This is a genomic window from Paenibacillus sp. S02, from assembly GCF_019454065.1.
Lineage (GTDB): Bacteria > Bacillota > Bacilli > Paenibacillales > Paenibacillaceae > Paenibacillus > Paenibacillus polymyxa_B.
The window spans coordinates 2,340,620-2,357,839 of record NZ_CP073682.1 but is presented as its reverse complement, the minus strand read 5'-3'; the positions used below and the strand labels follow the sequence as shown (position 1 = coordinate 2,357,839).

Here is a 17,220-nt window from a genome sequence, read left to right as displayed (position 1 = left end):
GAGAACATCTGTATGGATTACAGTTCACTTATCTTACTGGTATTGGCTGGTCTTGGGATTGTTAGTGGCAACTCTACCGTGACTATTGCCATGGTTGTATTACTGCTGCTGCGGGTAACCAGCTTTCATTCTGCTTTTCCCTGGCTTGAAAAGTATGGCCTGACGATCGGAATTATTATTTTGACGATTGGGGTCATGACCCCGCTAGCCAGCGGTAAAATCAGTATCAATCAGGTGATGGAGTCTTTCCTGCACTGGAAATCACTGCTCGCGATTGGTATCGGAATTCTGGTAGCCTATCTTGGCGGCCGCGGAGTAACTTTGATGTCTGGACAGCCCATTATTGTGACAGGTCTACTGATCGGGACCGTCATTGGCGTTGCCTTCTTTAAAGGAGTTCCTGTTGGACCTCTGATTGCTGCCGGATTGCTTTCCTTGTTAATCGGCCGCAGCTAAATTCGCACAACAAATATAGGAATAAATGATAGCAATCTGCATGTCGGGCTGAATTCAGTCCCGCTTTGTGGTATACTCATATCGCATAATTTGGTAAATGCAGGAGGCTTGACCGATGTCTCGACAATTTGTAACGGAAGCTGTAATGGTGGCTATATACGGCCAACTACTTACATCTCCCGCCCCTGTGGAATATATAGTGCCTTACACATCACTGCTAGAGCTATACGAATTCCAGGATAGCACAGAGCCGCTCATGGATAATCCTATGGACGATCAACATGTGAAGCGGAAGGTAAGCGAGTTGATCAGTTATTTTGAGGAACCGTTGAATCAGAAGAAAATTCGGCGTGCCCTTCAGATGCCTTGGGGCAAGAGCTTGCCTATTCTATTCGATGCCAATACATCACTCATTATCATTAATGCTGTTGATACTGCGCATTACGGAGAATATTTTGATCCAATTGAGACTGAACTGGTGTTGACAGCTCAGCGTGAATCATTACCTATTCTGACGGATCAATTGGACTGGATCCACCGCATTATCGAAGCTTCCGTACCTGTACATGTGTACGACATTGATGATTTTGATTTTGCACTCGATGGCCCAATACTTAACAACCCTTAACATACGACATACCCGCCTTAACCACAAAAAAGCGGCGGAGCATCATGTACAGGTTCATCTCCTGTAACACGATACTCCGTCGCTTTTCATGTCCAAGAACAACTATTTGCACGCTATGATTGACAGTGGAGCGCTAAGCTTGTCCATCCTCAACATAGGTGTAAATAATGTCATCATGTTCCTCCAAATACTTAACTTCCAGATGATGGCCCTTCAGATACCAGTAATCCTGGTCCTCCATATAAAACGTAATGCCAGCCGCTTCATGCTTTAATACGGGGTGCTGCGGAGGCTCTACGGCAATTCCCAGAGAAAAGCCTGGATGCAACCCGCCGCCAGAGCTATAGCGAACAAAAAAACGGATCGAATCTCCACGATTCAAACTAAGTTCCTTAATGTACCACTGTGCCGCAGGTTCAGTTACCTGTATGCTCATACGTTATGCTCATCTCCTTGTACAATGACGTCTGCCAACTATATCATAGCATCTTTTAGAATGACCACCAACCTTCCCAACCCAGCGAGCTTCTTGGACAAGTCATATACATTTTTTTGAAAAAGGTTTGACAATTCGCAAAAAAGGGTGTTAAGATTCAACCATACGAGATCCATTTTGAAATTTATTACCAATTTGAACGATTACTCATGTTAGAATGAACCCATTTTGAGGAAGAAAGGAGTGTTACCGGTGCTAAAATTTCCTATTGCATTTTACCCACATCTACAAACACAACAACTTCATACCGGAGCATCTCCCCTGTTGCATCCTTCAGAATTGGGCCATTCACGTTGTATGGTTTAATACGAGTGGCTGCCTGCGTTTGAGCAGTTTTTCAGTGGTGAGTGTGCTGAAAATACCTGCGCGCCATATGATATTGAGATTTAAGGCATATCGTCTGCGGACGGTATGCCTTTTTTGCGCCTGTTGCCGGATCATACTTGTGGCAGCAAGGCCTGTTGTTTCTTCAAAATGGTACACAACTCTCGAATGAACTTGTCATGAAAGGATGGGATTCCTCTTGTTTTCGGTACTTAAAAATTTAAGCTGGTTTTTTAAAAGAGAACGAAGCCGATACTCCATTGGATTGTTTTTGCTGATAGCCGTTGGTGTGCTGGAGCTTGCTCCACCTCGGCTGCTAGGTAGTGCCATTGATGAGATTGTGCGCGGTTCAATTTCCTGGTCCTCACTTTGGCGTTATATTTTGTACATCATAGGCATTCTAGCCGTCATCTACTACATTACGTACATATGGATGCACAAGCTGTTTGGTGGTGCCAATCTGGTGGAGCGCTTACTGCGCACACGCTTTATGAATCATCTACTGCGGATGACCCCTCCATTTTTTGAACGTAATCGCACTGGCGATCTAATGGCTCGTGCTACGAACGACCTTCGCTCCGTAGCAAGTACGGCGGGCTTCGGCATGCTGACACTGACAGACTCTACGGTCTATCTGAGCGTTGTATTAGTTGCCATGGGTACCCTAATAAGTTGGAAGTTGACACTGGCAGCTATCCTGCCCCTACCTTTTATTGCACTGGCTATGAGCATTTACGGTAAAGCCGTTCACGAGCGTTACACACTGGCACAAGATGCATTTGGTGATATGAACGATCAGGTGTTGGAATCCGTGGCAGGTATCCGAGTCATTCGCGCCTATGTGCAAGAGCGAATGGACGAAAAGCGTTTCGCTGATATTACCGACGATGTATTTCGTAAAAATCTGGCTGTCGCTCGGATGGATGCTCTCTTTGAACCAACGATTCGTTTATGTGTAGGACTTAGCTATGTCATTGGTCTCGGTTATGGTATTTATCTGGTATTTCATAACGATATCACGCTAGGCGAATTGGTCTCCTTTAATATGTATCTAGGAATGATGATTTGGCCGATGTTTGCCATTGGAGAGCTGATTAACATTATGCAGCGCGGTAGCGCTTCCCTGGACCGGGTCAATGAAACTCTCGATGTCCAGCCAGACGTTCAGGATGCAGCTCAACCAGTTCCAGTGGACCGCCTCGAATCCATCAGGATGAAAGACGTTACCTTCCGTTACCCTACCTCTACTATTGACAATCTGTCACATGTGAGTCTGGAGCTCAAACGCGGAGAAACGCTAGGCGTCGTCGGTAGAACCGGTAGCGGGAAATCCACTCTGCTCAAACAGCTACTGCATGAATATCCAACAGGTAGCGGTGATATTTTAATCTCCGGCATACGTCTGGAGGACATTGCAGTAGAACAACTACACAGCTGGATCGGCTACGTGCCACAAGAGCAAATTTTGTTTTCCAAATCGGTGCGCGAGAACATTCAGTTCGGGAAACCTCGTGCAGATGATGACGACATTATGGAAGCTATCCGTACTGCTGCCTTCGACCAGGATTTAGGTACTCTGTCTGATGGGCTGGATACACTGGTCGGAGAAAAAGGTATCGCCCTGTCCGGCGGCCAGAAGCAGCGCGTTTCGCTGGCACGTGCCTTTATCGGTGATCCGGATATTCTATTGCTCGACGATGCACTATCTGCAGTAGATGCCCGGACGGAAGCAAGGATTATTGACAATATCCGACGTAAGCGCTCGGGTAAAACAACCTTGATCTCCACCCACCGCCTCTCTGCTGTAGAACATGCAGACCGGATCGTCGTGCTGGAGCAAGGACGCATTATTGAGGAAGGGACCCACAACGAGTTGCTTCAGGCTGACGGATGGTACCGACAACAGTATGAACGGCAACAAGTGGAATCTGATCTGACCTCAGGGGAGGTATCCTAATGAAACCTAATATCGGCAAAAGGCTATTCCAGTACGCGCTGACGAGCAAAGCAGGCTTTATTGCCGCTCTCATCGCTTTGGCTATCGGAGTAGCCGCCGAGCTGGCTGGTCCCTTCATTGCCAAAACGATGATTGACGACCATATGCTCGCTATTGAAAAACCATTTTATGAAACAACTAGTGTGGACAGCACTGTAAGCTATGCTGGAACCCACTTTAAGCGTGAAGATCGCTTTGAGTCCGGGGAGACTAAAGGTCGCGAAGCGAGGATTTTACAAGTTGGGAAATCTTTCGTATTTGTCGATGGCTCGGTTCAAGTGGCTGACGGTAACCGCTCCTTTACGAACGGAACGCTGACTGTGACACGCGGTTCCGACACCTTTCGCTATGAAGCTAAGGCTCTGACTGCTGATGAACTGTATAGCTTTTACAAACCGGAAATGCCCGGTATCTTTCAGCTGATTGGCTGGTACTGCTTCTTCCTGGTTATTTCCATTTTTGCTGAATTCGGCAAAACATACTGGCTGCAATCCTCGGCGAACAAGGTCATTCAAAAGCTTCGGCTTGATCTCTACGCGCACATCCAGCGGTTGCCAGTTTACTTTTTTGATAACTTGCCTGCAGGCAAAGTCGTATCCCGTGTTACGAATGACACTGAGGCAGTCAAAGATTTGTTTGTGGCTGTGCTCTCAAATTTCACTTCAGGGATTGTGACGATGGCAGGAGTATATGTTGCACTCTTTTTGCTGGACTTCAGACTGGGTCTTATCTCTCTGTTTATTGTACCGTTACTGATCTTGTGGATTATATTGTATCGCAAGGTCGCCACCCGCTATAATACGATCATTCGGTCCAGACTCAGTGAAATTAATGCGATTATCAATGAATCGATTCAAGGGATGTCCATTATTCGCGTGTTCCGGCACCAGAAACAAACGCAGCAAGAGTTTGAAGAACTGAATGATGACTATATGAAGCATCAGAATAAAATGCTGAATTTGAACGCCTTCACTTCGCACAATTTAGTCAACGTGTTGAGAAATCTCGCCTTTGCCGTCGTGTTGTGGTATTTCGGATCTGAGGCGCTCGGAACTACAGGTAGTGCTGTTTCACTAGGCGTATTGTATGCCTTCGTCGATGTGCTGGGTCGACTGTTCCAACCTATGACGGGTATGGTTAACCAACTGGCCGTACTGGATACTTCCATCGTATCCTCAGGACGCGTATTTGAGTTGATGGACGAAACTGGAGAGCCGGTGACGGATGGCACGATGCCGCGCTACAAAGGCCAGGTAGAGTTTAACGACGTTTCCTTTGCCTACAAAAAGGATGATGTACTTAAACATATTTCCTTTACAGCACAGCCCGGGCAAACAGTTGCCCTTGTCGGACATACCGGATCAGGCAAAAGTTCGATTATCAACCTGCTATTCCGGTTCTATGATCCGCAAAAAGGAACGATCACCATTGACGGAACGTCTGTCAAAGACATCCCTAAGCAATGGCTTCGCCATCATATGGGTATTGTTCTTCAAGATCCATATTTGTTTACTGGTACGGTAGCCTCTAATGTCAGTCTCGAAGACAGCCGAATCACGAGAGAACAGGTGAATAAAGCGCTGCATGACGTTGGAGCCGACAAATTGCTGGCCCATTTGCCGCAAGGATTCGATGAGCCTGTTATTGAAAAAGGCAGCACTTTATCAGCCGGGCAACGCCAGCTTATTTCCTTCGCTCGTGCACTAGCCTTTGATCCCGCAATTTTAATTCTGGATGAAGCTACTGCCAATATTGACACCGAAACGGAAGCGCTCATCCAATCCGCTCTTGAGGTACTCAAGAAGGGACGTACGACCTTTATCATTGCTCACCGTTTGTCCACCATTCGCAGTGCGGACCAAATTTTGGTGCTGCATCGGGGTGAAATTGTTGAACGGGGTAGCCATGACGAACTTATGGCCCAAGGTGGTCGTTACTTCCAAATGTATCAGCTCCAGTCGGGAACAGTTGCAACAGATTCGGCTTCATCCTCTGCTACGCATGCTGCGCAAGATGACCTACTTGCAGGCAAAGTCAGCATTTAAAGCTTGAAAGCCCTATTGCTTAGGGCTAACGATTAACATTTGGTATAAAAAAACCAGCAAGTCTCCCCTACAAATTGGAGGCTCGCTGGTTTTATTTATATCTATAACATATGGCTTGTAATTTTATTTAGCTACAGACGTGCCTGTTCCTGTGGGCGGAAGCACTGTTCCATCTACTGCTTTAAGCGTAACCTTATACTTGCTGTCTACTAATGTACTTGTGTGGGTATCCGTAATGACCTGAATATTCATTTCCCCTGGCTTTGGACTAGTCAGCTTGTAGTAAATTACTGCATTCGTATCATCTACGTAGTCGATGTGATCCACTTCAATGCCGTAACCTGGATTAGGTGCCTGCAGACGGGTGATTGTCACTTTGTTCTGCTGGTCATTTGCCTTCTCTATACTCATACTAATGTTATTTTGTTGAACCGGATCTACAGGCTCAGCCGGATTTTCAGGAGTAGCTTCAACCGTTTTATGACTTTGTACAAATTCGGATGCGTTATAGACCATTTCTGCTGCCTCCATCCGCGTTACTTTACGATCCGGGTTAAAGTTGCTCTGTTCGTCCAATTTTGCAATTTTGGTCAATAGCAAGAATTGAACGGCTGCATTTGATTCCTGGTCTAGTTTTTTGCCATCTGCTACATTAATTAACATACGGACAGTTGGATATTCGCCCGTTGCACTCACTGCTTTATACAGAATATTCGCAAATTGTTCTCTTGTCATACGGGTGCTTGGATCAATATCTGGTGACAAAGGGATTTGGTGTTGGGCTGCAATCCGATAGGACTGAGCATACCATGCGGAAGCCGGAATGTTTGCAAAGGAACCCGTTGTGAAATCAGGCATTACCTGAAGATCCATTGCACGAACAACCAAGTGTACTCCTTGTGCATACGTGAGCGTTTGATCCGGTGCAAATTTATCCTTGGTTATTCCTTGAATAATTCCTTTGTCCTGAAGTGAGTTTACGACCTTTTCCTGTTCAGCTCCCTTTATATCACGAAAAGCAGAAGCCGACGTAGCTACTGCCAATGAGCAGATGACAAGCAGGGCAGCTGTCACGCTTTTGTTCTTTTTCATGAGATACACCTCCATGTTTACTTTGCTTCTACACTTACCGACGTAATAAAAGCATCAAATGTTTCAAATATGCACAAATTGGTTGCAAAACAGTGGAATACCTGCGATTAGTGTAACCCGTCTAACTCTTTTCTGCTCACAATCTTTATACATACCCAAAAGTGCCTGTAACAGATTAATCTTTTACAGTATTCCTTTGGAAGAGCCGGGTCTGGGTAACAGTCATCCCGCCAGCAAAAACTCGCTCCCCTTTGTTCGCTTTGCTTACATCCGATTCGGTGCTTTCAGACCAAGAAGTTGCAGCGCGCATGCCAGAATATCGGCAGTTTGTTCCGCCAACTGAATACGCCACTGTCCACCATCGGCAATCCTTTCCTTGGCGTAAAAACGGTTAAACGCCTGGGCCGTATCCAATGCAAATCTCGCAATAACCGAAGGCTCCAGTTGGCGAGCCGCACGTATCAGTTGTCCGTGATATCGACCCAACTGCTTAAGTAGCGCCCAACCTGCGTCACCCAACATTTCATCCGATACGTCATTCAAATCACGAGAATGGCTATCTTGGACAAGGTCGTTGTCGCTAGGATTAGTATTAACATCAACATCGGCGCGAGCGTGAGCTTTCTCCAAAAGGCTGCGGAGGCGCGCATGAGTATACTGCACATAAGGCCCGGTCTCGCCTTCAAAGGTCAGCGCCTCCTCCAACGAAAAATCCACTTCATTCAGCCGGTTGTTTTTTAAATCACCAAAAATAATCGCCCCAATGCCAACGTCCTCAGCTACTGCCTGTTGTTCCTGCAAATCGGGGTTCTTCTGATTAATGATGGCTTGTGCACGCGCTATAGCTTCATCCAGCACCTCCTCCAGTTTGACAACTTTTCCGCGTCTTGTGGACATTTTCTTACCTGCAAACCGCATTAATCCAAACGGCACATGCTCACATTGCTCCGCCCAAGCCTCCCCTGCATGCTTCAGCACCGCAAACACCTGCTGGAAATGCAACTTCTGTTCCCCACCAACGACGTACAGCAACCGATCAGCCTTCATCACTTCATGACGATAAATCGCTGTTGCCAGATCACGTGTCGGATAAATGGTGGTCCCATCCTTTTTTAGAATAAGACACGGAGGCAGTTCCTCATCTTCCAGACGAACCACGAGCGCGCCATCACTTTCCTCCAGCAATCCTTTTGCTCTTAATTGAGCAACAACAACCTGCATCTTATCATTGTAAAAACTTTCTCCCAGCACATGGTCAAATGTAATGTTTAGACGCTGGTACATACGATCAAATTCACCCAGACTAACTTCAACAAAAAACTCCCATAGTTGTTGAGCCTCAGCATCCCCATGCTCCAAACGTCGGAACCACTCGCGGCCTTCATCCTCCAAAGTCGGATCATGCTCGGCCTCCTGATGAAAACGAACATATAGCTTCAGCGATTCACCAATCGGATCATGTTGTAGCTGCTCCTCATTTCCCCATCTTTTATAGGCCGCAATTTGCTTGCCAAACTGTGTTCCCCAATCCCCAAGATGATTCACACTAATTGGAACATATCCGGTTTCACCAAGAATGCGATACAAGGCAGCACCGATAACAGTAGAGCGAAGATGACCGATACCAAACGGTTTGGCAATATTGGGCGAGGACATATCAATAACTACCCGCTGTCCGTGCCCGATATTGGGCCTCAGGAAATCGGCCTTGCTCAATTCAGCAAGCATAAGCGGAATATGAACAGATCGATCCAATGTTATATTTACATAGGCACCCGATGCTGTAGCAGTTAAACCTTCTTCATGATTCACTAGCTCCGCCAATTCCAGTGCAATGTGCTGTGGAGACTTTCGAAACTTTTTAGCCAGCACAAAACAGGGAAACGCCACATCTCCCCATTCAGGCTGCGGAGGCACCTCAAATAATGATAAAATTTCTTTCTCCTCCAAGCCCGTATGGGCCAATATCGCTTGAGCAGCAATCCTCATCAACATGATCTCTCTCCTCTTTTTATAGAATCTAACAAAAAAAGCCCCCGCCTCTTGAAATAATTCAAGAGACGAGAACTTTAATATCCCCGCGGTACCACTCTTCGTAAATCGGTGTGTAGCTACAGCTAACTTACACAAATCGCGATTTCACTCCAATGACTAATAACGGTGTCTGCCGGGCTGATCTACTAGAAGTTCTGTTCGTTGGATCAACCGTCTCCCAGGTGCGCTTCACATCGGACCTCATACCGGCTTCCACCTCTTCCGGCTCGCTGTAATGATACGGCTCCGCTGCTACTCTCCCGTTCCATGACGTTAATTCCAACCATTATACAAACCTATTCAGTAGAAAGCAACCTTTTATTTCCTCTTCAGGCACTGGTTCCATATATGTAATTACACTGCCACCAATTGGCGGCATGCCTGAACGCAACGACGGCAGGCTTCTGCACAATGTTTGCAATGATCATGGGAATGCTTGCTGCATTCAGCAGCACATACCTCACAGGCCTTGGCGCACAGCTCACAGATTTGCTCGGCAAAATCCGTTCCACGCTGCAGCATTTGAGCAGCAAATCCGCATATTTCTGCACATTCCCTACTCACTCGAATACATTCACGCAGCATAGCTAAATCATATTCCTTCAAACTCGCTACGTAACATACATTGCAAGCGTTCATACATTCCAGGCAAGCATCCACGCATTGTTGGTATGAATGATTCATATTACATTACCTCCCAGTTGTTGACCCTGCTGTACTATTACCCGCTGACCCTTGAGATTAATCATTTGATGTGCGCGCTTTCAATAAAATAAAAACAAAGTAATCCCGACTTATGTAAGGAAGTGTACTATATTCCAGTGTGCAAGTGCAAGGATATTAATCACATGGATTTTTAGCCCCTGTTTCTGACTTGCATACACTCAGTCATTGCTCTATTGTAAAAAGTGTATGTCTAACCACCGATCAAGGAGTGAGCATTTCAATGAATATGTCTTCTGTAGAGGAGCATCGACAGGAATCCCCGCAACAGGTTAATTGCATGGTCGTGACTGTCTCGGACACACGCACCGTGGAAACAGATACTGGGGGGCGACTGCTCATGGATCTACTAGAAACCAATGGATATAAGGTTGTTCGATATGTCATCGTCAAGGATGACTACGAAGGTATTCAGCAGTTAGTATCCGAAGCAGCGGCACAGGATGACATCGAGGCTGTACTTTTGACAGGCGGTACTGGTATTTCTCCACGTGATACTACATATGAAGCCGTCTCCTCTCTACTGGATAAGGAACTACCTGGCTTTGGAGAAATCTTTCGTTATTTAAGCTTTGCTGAGGACATTGGTTCAGCAGCTATATTAAGCCGGGCTGTAGCTGGCACTGTGGGCCAGACAGCTGTATTTTCTATGCCTGGCTCACGCGGAGCCGTTCGTTTGGCAATGGAACGCATTATTGTCCCTGAGCTACGACATGTGATGAGAGAAATTTATAAATAAGCTCCTATTTCCTACATGCCGCGACACAAAAAGGCACCCCATACATTCATGAGGTGCCTCTTCCAACTATTCTTTTTCTTCAACTTCGGGCTGCATATAGCTGTCGATCAGCTTTTGCTTCAGCTCCCATACCTTCTCGCTCAGATTTACACGATAAATTTCAGGGTTCAGCTTCCGCAAATATTCTGGCCAAAACAGTTTCAACTGTGAAGTATGGTAGGCACGAATTTCATCCAGCTCAGGAAGCTCATATACCTTCTGTCCATTTATAAAAATAGGCTCAAGCATTGGTACAGCTTCATAATTTTCTACATACTTCTTCATATACGGATGCAAAGGGTTAAACAGCTTCAGGCGCTTACCATTACGCGGACGCTCTTCATCCGGGAAAGAAATATAATCGGCCACAGCTCTCCCTTTCTTCTTATCCACAATGCGATATACATCCTTCTTGCCTGGTGTGGATACTTTTTCTGGGTTACCCGAGATCTTAATCGTCGGCAACATTTCGCCATCCACTTCACGCTCAACCAGCTTGTACACCCCGCCAAGCGAAGGTTGATCTGAAGCCGTAATAAGCTGTGTTCCTACACCCCATACATCAATACGTGCCCCTTGGGCTTTCAGGTTAAAAATCGTATTTTCATCCAAATCATTGGAAGCTACAATTTGTACGTAATCTAAGCCTTCAGCATCGAGCATTTCCCGCGCCTGAATGGATAGATAAGCCAAGTCACCGCTATCCAGACGGATTGCATTCATACGCTTGCCCTGGCTCTCCAGCATTTTTGCTGTCCGAATCGCATGAGGAACACCGCTTTCCAGCGTGTCAAAGGTGTCTACCAACAGTGTAACCTGGTCTGGTAAAACCTTCGCATACACGTCAAACGCCTCCTGCTCCGTCATAAAGGTCTGCACCCATGAATGGGCATGTGTCCCCTTCGTCGGGATTCCAAAGTGCTCGCCTGCCAGCATATTAGAAGTCGCGTCAAAACCTGCAACATAAGCTGCCCGTGCTCCCCAAATCGCTGCGTCAGCTTCCTGCGCACGCCGTGTTCCAAATTCGAGCAGTGTATCGTCACTTGCCACCTGCTTGATGCGCGATGCCTTTGTCGCAATGAGTGTCTGATAGTTCATAAAATTCAGTAACGCCGTCTCAACAAGCTGCGTTTCCATAATCGTTCCTTCGACACGTACCAGAGGCTCGTTTGGAAAAACAAGTGCCCCTTCTTTCATCGAATGGACCGTTCCACCAAACTTAAACTGGCGAAGCGCCTCCATGAACATGGGATCGTACTTCTCCTCCTGTTCAGATAGGTAGCGAATGTCCTCTTCTGTAAACCGCAAATTTGCAATATAATTCACAATGCGTTCCAGACCAGCAAACACGGCGTATCCATTACCAAAAGGGAGTTTACGAAAATACGCCTCGAACACAGCTTTACGCTGGTGACTTCCGTTCACCCAATGGGCGTACATCATATTAATCTGATATTTATCTGTATGTAATGCGAGGCTCGTTGACTGCATCGTAATCATCCTCTCTGACTGTCCCCAGGTTTGTGGCGGCGACCGCCTCATCTGCCCAGATTCAGCAATATCCGGCTCCATTTTGTTATCGGACATTGGTGCACAATCGTTAAGTTATTTTACTTCTTCTGGCGTAAAACCGTATTCTCAGCCGACTGTACCGCAGCTCCAAGACTTCCCTCAAAATGACCCAAAGCCCAATCATGTCCAGCTTGATTAAAGCTCGCCACAGCGTCCTTGTATACAGTAATAGCAAAACCTTTGTTATAAGCATCTACAGCCGTATGCAGCACACATATATCTGTACACACACCAATCAGATGGACTTCCAGAATACCACGTTCACGCAGCCTGAGCTCCAGATCTGTGCCTGTAAAAGCACTGTACCGTGTTTTATCCAACCAGTAGATAAGATCACTTTGTTGCTCATAGAGGCTACGAAGCTTGCCATACAAATGTCGTCCGTTGGTTCCACGTATATTATGTGGAGGAAACAGTTTGCTCTCCGGATGATAAAGGTCGTTCTCCTCATGCAAATCCACAGCCATGACAACAAAGTCCCCTTGATCCACATATGCCTGCGTAATTGCTGCGATCCGTTCATCCAACTCAATCGCAGGTTGTCCTACAGGCAAACTACCGTCCACAAAATCTTTCGTGTAATCAATAACAATTAGTGCCTGCATCGTACGGTCAGCTCCTTATCCTCAAAGTGAAATTGTACGTTCTATGCGTAACCTATTACATTAGACGTTACGTGTAGATAGATAAACGCGGTACTCTGTCACTAAAACGGTACAACTGTGCCGGTCTTTGTGAATACTGGTTGGAACTGAGCGGTTTGCCGTTCTCATCACGCACCTCTTCCAGTATTCCCTGCCTGCTACGAGTCGATGTTATTTTGCGAATAAAGTTTGGCTCTTCGAAATCCGGTACGACACTCTGAATCACCTGATATAATTCACCCAGTGTAAAATGTAGCGGTAAAAATTGCTTGGCTATCGTCGTCTGAAGCATCTGCAACTGAATTTTGCGATAAGCATCTACTATGATATCCCGGTGATCGAATGCCAGCTCCAATTCCTCCAACGCTTCGCGGATCGTGAATAGCCCGACCTCGGAAGCATCATCGGCCGCCTGACGCTGCTCCAACATCCATTCTTCTACCAGCGCAAAAAACGCATGCGATATGATCCACCCGCGCGGATCACGTCCCGGTCCACTATATACACCCAAATACTCCAGATGCCCGCCGTCCACACCCGTTTCCTCTAACAGCTCCCGCTTGGCAGCTCCATACATGGATTCATCTTCCTGACAAAACCCTCCAGGCAACGCCCAGCGTCCTGCAAAAGGCCAACTGCGGCGCTTGATGAGCATCACTTTCAGCTCCCGAATCGGCAATGTCTTTGTTACCGTCTTGCGCTCCCGCTTCGTTAAGGTAAACATAACGATATCCGCTGGAGCTCCATCCGGGGTGCGGTATTTCTTAATGTTGTACGACGCCTTTTGCGCCTCTTCGTTTATACGATTGCTATCCATTGGCATCACCATATTATATCGTTTTGATAAATTCATTATGACATAATAAAAATTTTTGTCAAGTGTCAGGCCTTGCCTGAATCACTTGCTTGTGTACGTAATACTCGGAAGGTTGCTGTAGATGTAGAACCGAGTGTGCCTTCACTATCTCTTACTTCCGCCTCAGTAGTTATCGTGCGACCTCCCTGATGGAGAATTCGCGCCCTAACCTCCAGTCGTCCTTGCCTCATGGCTGACAAGAAATGAACATTCAGGTTCGTCGTTACACATGGATCCATATTTCGTGAAGCCATACTGACCATCCCCATCGCCTGATCCATCAATGAAGTAAGTACACCCCCATGGACAATACCCATCACATTGGTATGCTCTTGTTTGGCCTCCAAAGCGATCTGTACCTCGTTTGCATCAGCTGCAATCAGTTCACACCCTAAATACTCCCAAAAAGTATTATTCTCTCCCTCTAGCATCTTACCCAACTTATCCATTCCCTTGCTTCCATCCCTTCTATGTTGTCCCATTTCTCTTGATGTCCTATAACCATATACGATGGCAAAACGCTTTCGAAAAAAAGGCGTGGAAGCTACGCCTCCACACCATAGATTTCATTCTAATCACTGCAATTCGACGAGGAAGTGCTTTTTCCCTCTTCTACGTTTACCTTCTCGGCAACGGTATCACGGATCGCCATAATCACCATTTGCAGTAGCTCATTAATTTCCACCTGACTCTGCTGAAACTCGGTTACAATTGGAATACCGTCAAGCTCTTCCTGTAGCTCCTGAAGTTCGGCCTCTATTTTGGCAATCATTTTTTGATTCTTCAAGGATTCAAATGCTACAATTTCCTTTTGCTTCTTTTTCATCGTTGCAATCAGTTGCTGGATGCGCCCATGATCCTGAATCTTTTCTTCTGCTTTTCGGAATACCTGTACTTCCTCACTGCTACCCAAAATACCTGCCAATTCTTTGGCTTTTGCCAATATCATTTCGCGATTGACCAAATGATCATGCTGGCGCGCCGCCGATTGAAGTTCTGTTTGTTGCAACCGCTCCTCTGTCATTGTCCATCGCTCCTTTTCTCACTTAGACGGCCTTGCACACAGCCCTTTACTCAGACCGCATGCAACCCGCTAGAATATTCTTTTATCCGTTAACTGCTACAGCCGTTTCAACCAGATCCCCTTTGATGTAAAAGGTCATAGGTTCCGTAATTTTCACTTGAACAAAGGAACCAATCAGGTCCTTAGAACCCTCAAAATGTACAAGCTTATTGGAACGGGTCCGACCGGCAAGCACTTTGCTGTCATTTTTGCTCTCGCCTTCCACCAGCACCTCAACCACTTCGCCACGCAATCGACTATTAAAGCGAAGGCTGTTTTGGTTCACAGCAATGTTCAGACGCCGGAGACGCTCTTTTTTGACCGACATAGGCACATTATCTTCCATCGAAGCAGCTGGCGTACCTTCACGTGGTGAATAAATAAATGTGTAGGCAAAGTCATAGCCGACCTCGCGCACCAGGGATAGAGTATCTTCAAACTGCTCGTCTGTTTCGCCCGGGAAACCTACGATGATATCTGTTGTCAGAGAAACATGCGGAACAGCTGTTTTAATCTTCGCAGCCAGTTCCAGAACACGCTCACGGGTATATTTTCGGTTCATTTTCTTCAATATATCCGTATTACCGGATTGAACAGGCAGATGGATATGCTCCACCAAATTGCCACCCTTACCAAGCACTTCAACCAAATGGTCATCAAAATCACGTGGATGTGATGTCGTAAAACGTACACGCGGGATATTAATTTTGCGCATATCATCCATCAGATCCCCGAATCTGTAATTCAAATCTTTCAAATCCTTGCCATAAGCATTAACATTCTGCCCCAGTAAGGTGATTTCTTTAAAGCCTTGACGTGCCAAATCCCGTACTTCAGCGATAACATCCTCTGGACGGCGGCTTCTTTCCTTACCCCGTGTAAAGGGAACGATGCAATAGGTGCAAAATTTATCACAACCGTACATAATGTTCACCCAAGCCCGCATACCCTCGCGCTTCTTCGGCAGGTTTTCGATAATGTCGCCTTCCTTAGACCACACTTCGACCACCATTTCTTTGCTAAAGAGTGCTTCCTTGACGAGCTGAGGCAGACGATGAATATTATGGGTACCAAAAATCATATCGACAAAACCGTGTTTTTGCATAATCCGGTTAACGACATTCTCTTCTTGTGACATGCAGCCACACACGCCGAGCAGCAGTCCTGGCTTTTCTGTTTTGAGATGCTTGAGGTGACCCAGCTCGCCAAACACTTTATCCTCCGCATTTTCACGGATAGCACAAGTGTTCAGTAAAATGATGTCTGCTTCCTTCCGATCCTCGGTTGCCTGGTAGCCCATTTGCTCCAGCAAGCCTTTTATGGTTTCGGAATCATGCTCGTTCATTTGGCAACCGAATGTGTATACGATATAATGCTTTCCCTCACCGATATGCTTTAGCTCATCCGGGACTGCGTTATCATATAATACCTGTACATCCTCTTTACCGCGTTGCTTTTCTTTTCTATGGTTCGGCTCCGCCATAATGTTGATTTCACGTCCGCGAATACGGATCTTTTTGCTATGCTCATCTTCAGAAATAATCTTCGCATCCGAGAAATCAAAATATTTGGAGTAATCTTTTGTTTTCTTTTCCATTCCTTAGTCACTCCTTACACTATCTATTTCACGAGCTAATTTGTGATTTTACTGTATCTTCAGGCATGGGTAAATTTATTTTAAGTTCTAAAAAAACCTTTAAAAAAGGCATTACACTAAATTATAGCATGATTTATAGGCCATCGCCATAGATCAACCGCAGATACCATTGAGTGCAATTTGAACTCATGTTCTTTTTGTACATAAGTGAAGTATTTGTGAATTATATAGTATGTAAAAAGCCCGATTCTTTTGCAAGAATCGGACTCTTTAAGCCTTCCGGCATTTAAATACGTGTATATTAGTCTACGATTTCAGCGTTGTCACCGTTTTTCACACCGGCTCCGTTCGCTTCATCTGTATCAATGTGCATATCCAAAGCAAAAGAATCGGACACACGTGCAAGAACATTTTCAAATACAAGGCCACGTTCGCCGCCGACACGTACTTTCAGCAACTGCTTGTCCTTAATGTCCCATTTAGCTGCATCAGATGTATGGAAATGAATATGGCGGGCTGCTACAATCACACCTTCTTGCAGTTCCACTTCACCAGCTGGTCCTTTTACCGTGATTCCTGGTGTACCATCAATGCTACCAGATTCGCGTACAGGTGCTTTTACACCAATAGCAAAGGAATCAGTGCGAGAGATTTCCAATTGGGATGCGGGACGAGCAGGTCCCAAAATGCGAACCTTATCAAATTGGCCCTTAGAACCAATTACAGCTACCGTTTCATTTGCGGCAAATTGTCCTGGTTGGGACAAAGGTTTAAATTCAGTTAATTGATAGCCTGCTCCGAACAAAATTTCAATATGCTCTTGAGTCAGGTGAATATGACGGGCTGAAACGCCGACAGTTACGATCTTACTCATCGTGTGGTCACTCCTTTTTCTCTATACAATACTTTACACATC

The 17,220-nt window shown here is 45.9% G+C and carries 17 protein-coding genes and 1 other annotated feature; of the genes, 5 read left to right on the top strand and 12 right to left on the bottom strand.

Annotated elements, in window-relative coordinates; genetic code table 11:
- Positions 1-12 precede the first annotated feature (12 nt).
- Both KAI36_RS10550 and KAI36_RS10545 read left to right on the top strand, forming a co-directional pair.
- The gene (locus KAI36_RS10550; protein WP_039273550.1) at positions 13-456 is read left to right on the top strand and encodes a DUF441 domain-containing protein; all 444 of its coding nucleotides are present in this window, start codon (positions 13-15) and stop codon (positions 454-456) included.
- A gap of 115 nt (positions 457-571) precedes the next feature.
- On the top strand, positions 572-1,084 hold the full coding sequence (locus KAI36_RS10545) for an ADP-heptose synthase (RefSeq protein ID WP_220027676.1): 513 nt from the start codon (positions 572-574) through the stop codon (positions 1,082-1,084).
- A 133-nt stretch (positions 1,085-1,217) separates the two neighbouring features.
- Here the strand turns inward: KAI36_RS10545 and KAI36_RS10540 are convergent, their stop codons facing one another.
- Positions 1,218-1,520, bottom strand: a complete 303-nt coding sequence (locus KAI36_RS10540) for a HesB/YadR/YfhF family protein (RefSeq protein WP_220027675.1) — start codon at positions 1,518-1,520, stop codon at positions 1,218-1,220.
- A 348-nt stretch (positions 1,521-1,868) separates the two neighbouring features.
- Positions 1,869-2,021, bottom strand: coding sequence for a hypothetical protein (locus KAI36_RS10535; protein ID WP_193373350.1), 153 nt, complete (start codon positions 2,019-2,021; stop codon positions 1,869-1,871).
- Positions 2,022-2,103: 82 nt separating this feature from the next.
- Between KAI36_RS10535 and KAI36_RS10530 the strand changes: the two genes are divergently transcribed.
- Complete coding sequence (locus KAI36_RS10530) at positions 2,104-3,861, top strand: ABC transporter ATP-binding protein (RefSeq protein WP_220027674.1); 1,758 nt, start codon at positions 2,104-2,106, stop codon at positions 3,859-3,861.
- Positions 3,861-5,945, top strand: coding sequence for an ABC transporter ATP-binding protein (locus tag KAI36_RS10525; protein ID WP_220027673.1), 2,085 nt, complete (start codon positions 3,861-3,863; stop codon positions 5,943-5,945). Before KAI36_RS10530 ends, KAI36_RS10525 begins: the two co-directional genes overlap by 1 nt.
- Before the next feature lie 123 nt (positions 5,946-6,068).
- Here the strand turns inward: KAI36_RS10525 and KAI36_RS10520 are convergent, their stop codons facing one another.
- From KAI36_RS10520 to KAI36_RS10510, 3 genes are all read right to left on the bottom strand, one after another.
- Positions 6,069-7,037 carry an S-layer homology domain-containing protein gene (locus KAI36_RS10520; RefSeq protein WP_220027672.1) on the bottom strand — a complete coding sequence of 323 codons (969 nt, stop codon included), beginning with the start codon at positions 7,035-7,037 and terminating at the stop codon, positions 6,069-6,071.
- Between the two features lie 264 nt (positions 7,038-7,301).
- The gene (argS, locus tag KAI36_RS10515) at positions 7,302-9,032 is read right to left on the bottom strand and encodes an arginine--tRNA ligase (protein ID WP_220027671.1); all 1,731 of its coding nucleotides are present in this window, start codon (positions 9,030-9,032) and stop codon (positions 7,302-7,304) included.
- Positions 9,033-9,090: 58 nt separating this feature from the next.
- Positions 9,091-9,348: a binding site (T-box leader), on the bottom strand.
- 77 nt (positions 9,349-9,425) lie between these two features.
- The gene (locus tag KAI36_RS10510) at positions 9,426-9,755 is read right to left on the bottom strand and encodes a four-helix bundle copper-binding protein (RefSeq protein ID WP_023988251.1); all 330 of its coding nucleotides are present in this window, start codon (positions 9,753-9,755) and stop codon (positions 9,426-9,428) included.
- 262 nt (positions 9,756-10,017) lie between these two features.
- Between KAI36_RS10510 and KAI36_RS10505 the strand changes: the two genes are divergently transcribed.
- A complete protein-coding gene (locus KAI36_RS10505; RefSeq protein ID WP_071558850.1) occupies positions 10,018-10,533 on the top strand; it encodes a MogA/MoaB family molybdenum cofactor biosynthesis protein in 516 nt (171 codons plus the stop codon).
- A gap of 66 nt (positions 10,534-10,599) precedes the next feature.
- Here the strand turns inward: KAI36_RS10505 and KAI36_RS10500 are convergent, their stop codons facing one another.
- The 7 genes from KAI36_RS10500 to pduL all read right to left on the bottom strand — a co-directional run bounded on the left by KAI36_RS10500 (position 10,600) and on the right by pduL (position 17,178).
- Positions 10,600-12,063 carry a nicotinate phosphoribosyltransferase gene (locus tag KAI36_RS10500; RefSeq protein WP_023988249.1) on the bottom strand — a complete coding sequence of 488 codons (1,464 nt, stop codon included), beginning with the start codon at positions 12,061-12,063 and terminating at the stop codon, positions 10,600-10,602.
- A gap of 119 nt (positions 12,064-12,182) precedes the next feature.
- Positions 12,183-12,749, bottom strand: coding sequence for a cysteine hydrolase family protein (locus tag KAI36_RS10495; protein WP_220027670.1), 567 nt, complete (start codon positions 12,747-12,749; stop codon positions 12,183-12,185).
- 67 nt (positions 12,750-12,816) lie between these two features.
- Positions 12,817-13,605: an NUDIX domain-containing protein gene (locus tag KAI36_RS10490; protein ID WP_023988247.1), complete on the bottom strand. Its 789-nt coding sequence runs from the start codon at positions 13,603-13,605 to the stop codon at positions 12,817-12,819.
- Between the two features lie 65 nt (positions 13,606-13,670).
- Positions 13,671-14,093 carry a PaaI family thioesterase gene (locus tag KAI36_RS10485; RefSeq protein ID WP_025719091.1) on the bottom strand — a complete coding sequence of 141 codons (423 nt, stop codon included), beginning with the start codon at positions 14,091-14,093 and terminating at the stop codon, positions 13,671-13,673.
- Positions 14,094-14,215: 122 nt separating this feature from the next.
- Entirely contained in the window at positions 14,216-14,668 is a 453-nt protein-coding gene (locus KAI36_RS10480; RefSeq protein WP_023988245.1) for a YlbF/YmcA family competence regulator, read from the bottom strand.
- 82 nt (positions 14,669-14,750) lie between these two features.
- Positions 14,751-16,304 (bottom strand): tRNA (N6-isopentenyl adenosine(37)-C2)-methylthiotransferase MiaB, encoded by a 1,554-nt coding sequence (miaB, locus tag KAI36_RS10475; RefSeq protein ID WP_023988244.1) that lies wholly within the window; start codon positions 16,302-16,304, stop codon positions 14,751-14,753.
- 301 nt (positions 16,305-16,605) lie between these two features.
- Positions 16,606-17,178 (bottom strand): phosphate propanoyltransferase, encoded by a 573-nt coding sequence (pduL, locus tag KAI36_RS10470; protein ID WP_025722070.1) that lies wholly within the window; start codon positions 17,176-17,178, stop codon positions 16,606-16,608.
- Positions 17,179-17,220 lie beyond the last annotated feature (42 nt).

What these genes read in the sequence shown, in the direction of transcription:
- KAI36_RS10550 (WP_039273550.1), top strand. Translation starts at nt 13, where the DNA reads ATGGATTACAGTTCACTTATCTTACTGGTATTGGCTGGTCTTGGGATT.
- KAI36_RS10545 (WP_220027676.1), top strand. Translation starts at nt 572, where the DNA reads ATGTCTCGACAATTTGTAACGGAAGCTGTAATGGTGGCTATATACGGC.
- KAI36_RS10540 (WP_220027675.1), bottom strand. Translation starts at nt 1,520, where the DNA reads ATGAGCATACAGGTAACTGAACCTGCGGCACAGTGGTACATTAAGGAA.
- KAI36_RS10535 (WP_193373350.1), bottom strand. Translation starts at nt 2,021, where the DNA reads ATGATCCGGCAACAGGCGCAAAAAAGGCATACCGTCCGCAGACGATAT.
- KAI36_RS10525 (WP_220027673.1), top strand. Translation starts at nt 3,861, where the DNA reads ATGAAACCTAATATCGGCAAAAGGCTATTCCAGTACGCGCTGACGAGC.
- KAI36_RS10520 (WP_220027672.1), bottom strand. Translation starts at nt 7,037, where the DNA reads ATGAAAAAGAACAAAAGCGTGACAGCTGCCCTGCTTGTCATCTGCTCA.
- argS (WP_220027671.1), bottom strand. Translation starts at nt 9,032, where the DNA reads ATGTTGATGAGGATTGCTGCTCAAGCGATATTGGCCCATACGGGCTTG.
- KAI36_RS10510 (WP_023988251.1), bottom strand. Translation starts at nt 9,755, where the DNA reads ATGAATCATTCATACCAACAATGCGTGGATGCTTGCCTGGAATGTATG.
- KAI36_RS10505 (WP_071558850.1), top strand. Translation starts at nt 10,018, where the DNA reads ATGAATATGTCTTCTGTAGAGGAGCATCGACAGGAATCCCCGCAACAG.
- KAI36_RS10500 (WP_023988249.1), bottom strand. Translation starts at nt 12,063, where the DNA reads ATGCAGTCAACGAGCCTCGCATTACATACAGATAAATATCAGATTAAT.
- KAI36_RS10495 (WP_220027670.1), bottom strand. Translation starts at nt 12,749, where the DNA reads ATGCAGGCACTAATTGTTATTGATTACACGAAAGATTTTGTGGACGGT.
- KAI36_RS10490 (WP_023988247.1), bottom strand. Translation starts at nt 13,605, where the DNA reads ATGGATAGCAATCGTATAAACGAAGAGGCGCAAAAGGCGTCGTACAAC.
- KAI36_RS10485 (WP_025719091.1), bottom strand. Translation starts at nt 14,093, where the DNA reads ATGGATAAGTTGGGTAAGATGCTAGAGGGAGAGAATAATACTTTTTGG.
- KAI36_RS10480 (WP_023988245.1), bottom strand. Translation starts at nt 14,668, where the DNA reads ATGACAGAGGAGCGGTTGCAACAAACAGAACTTCAATCGGCGGCGCGC.
- miaB (WP_023988244.1), bottom strand. Translation starts at nt 16,304, where the DNA reads ATGGAAAAGAAAACAAAAGATTACTCCAAATATTTTGATTTCTCGGAT.
- pduL (WP_025722070.1), bottom strand. Translation starts at nt 17,178, where the DNA reads ATGAGTAAGATCGTAACTGTCGGCGTTTCAGCCCGTCATATTCACCTG.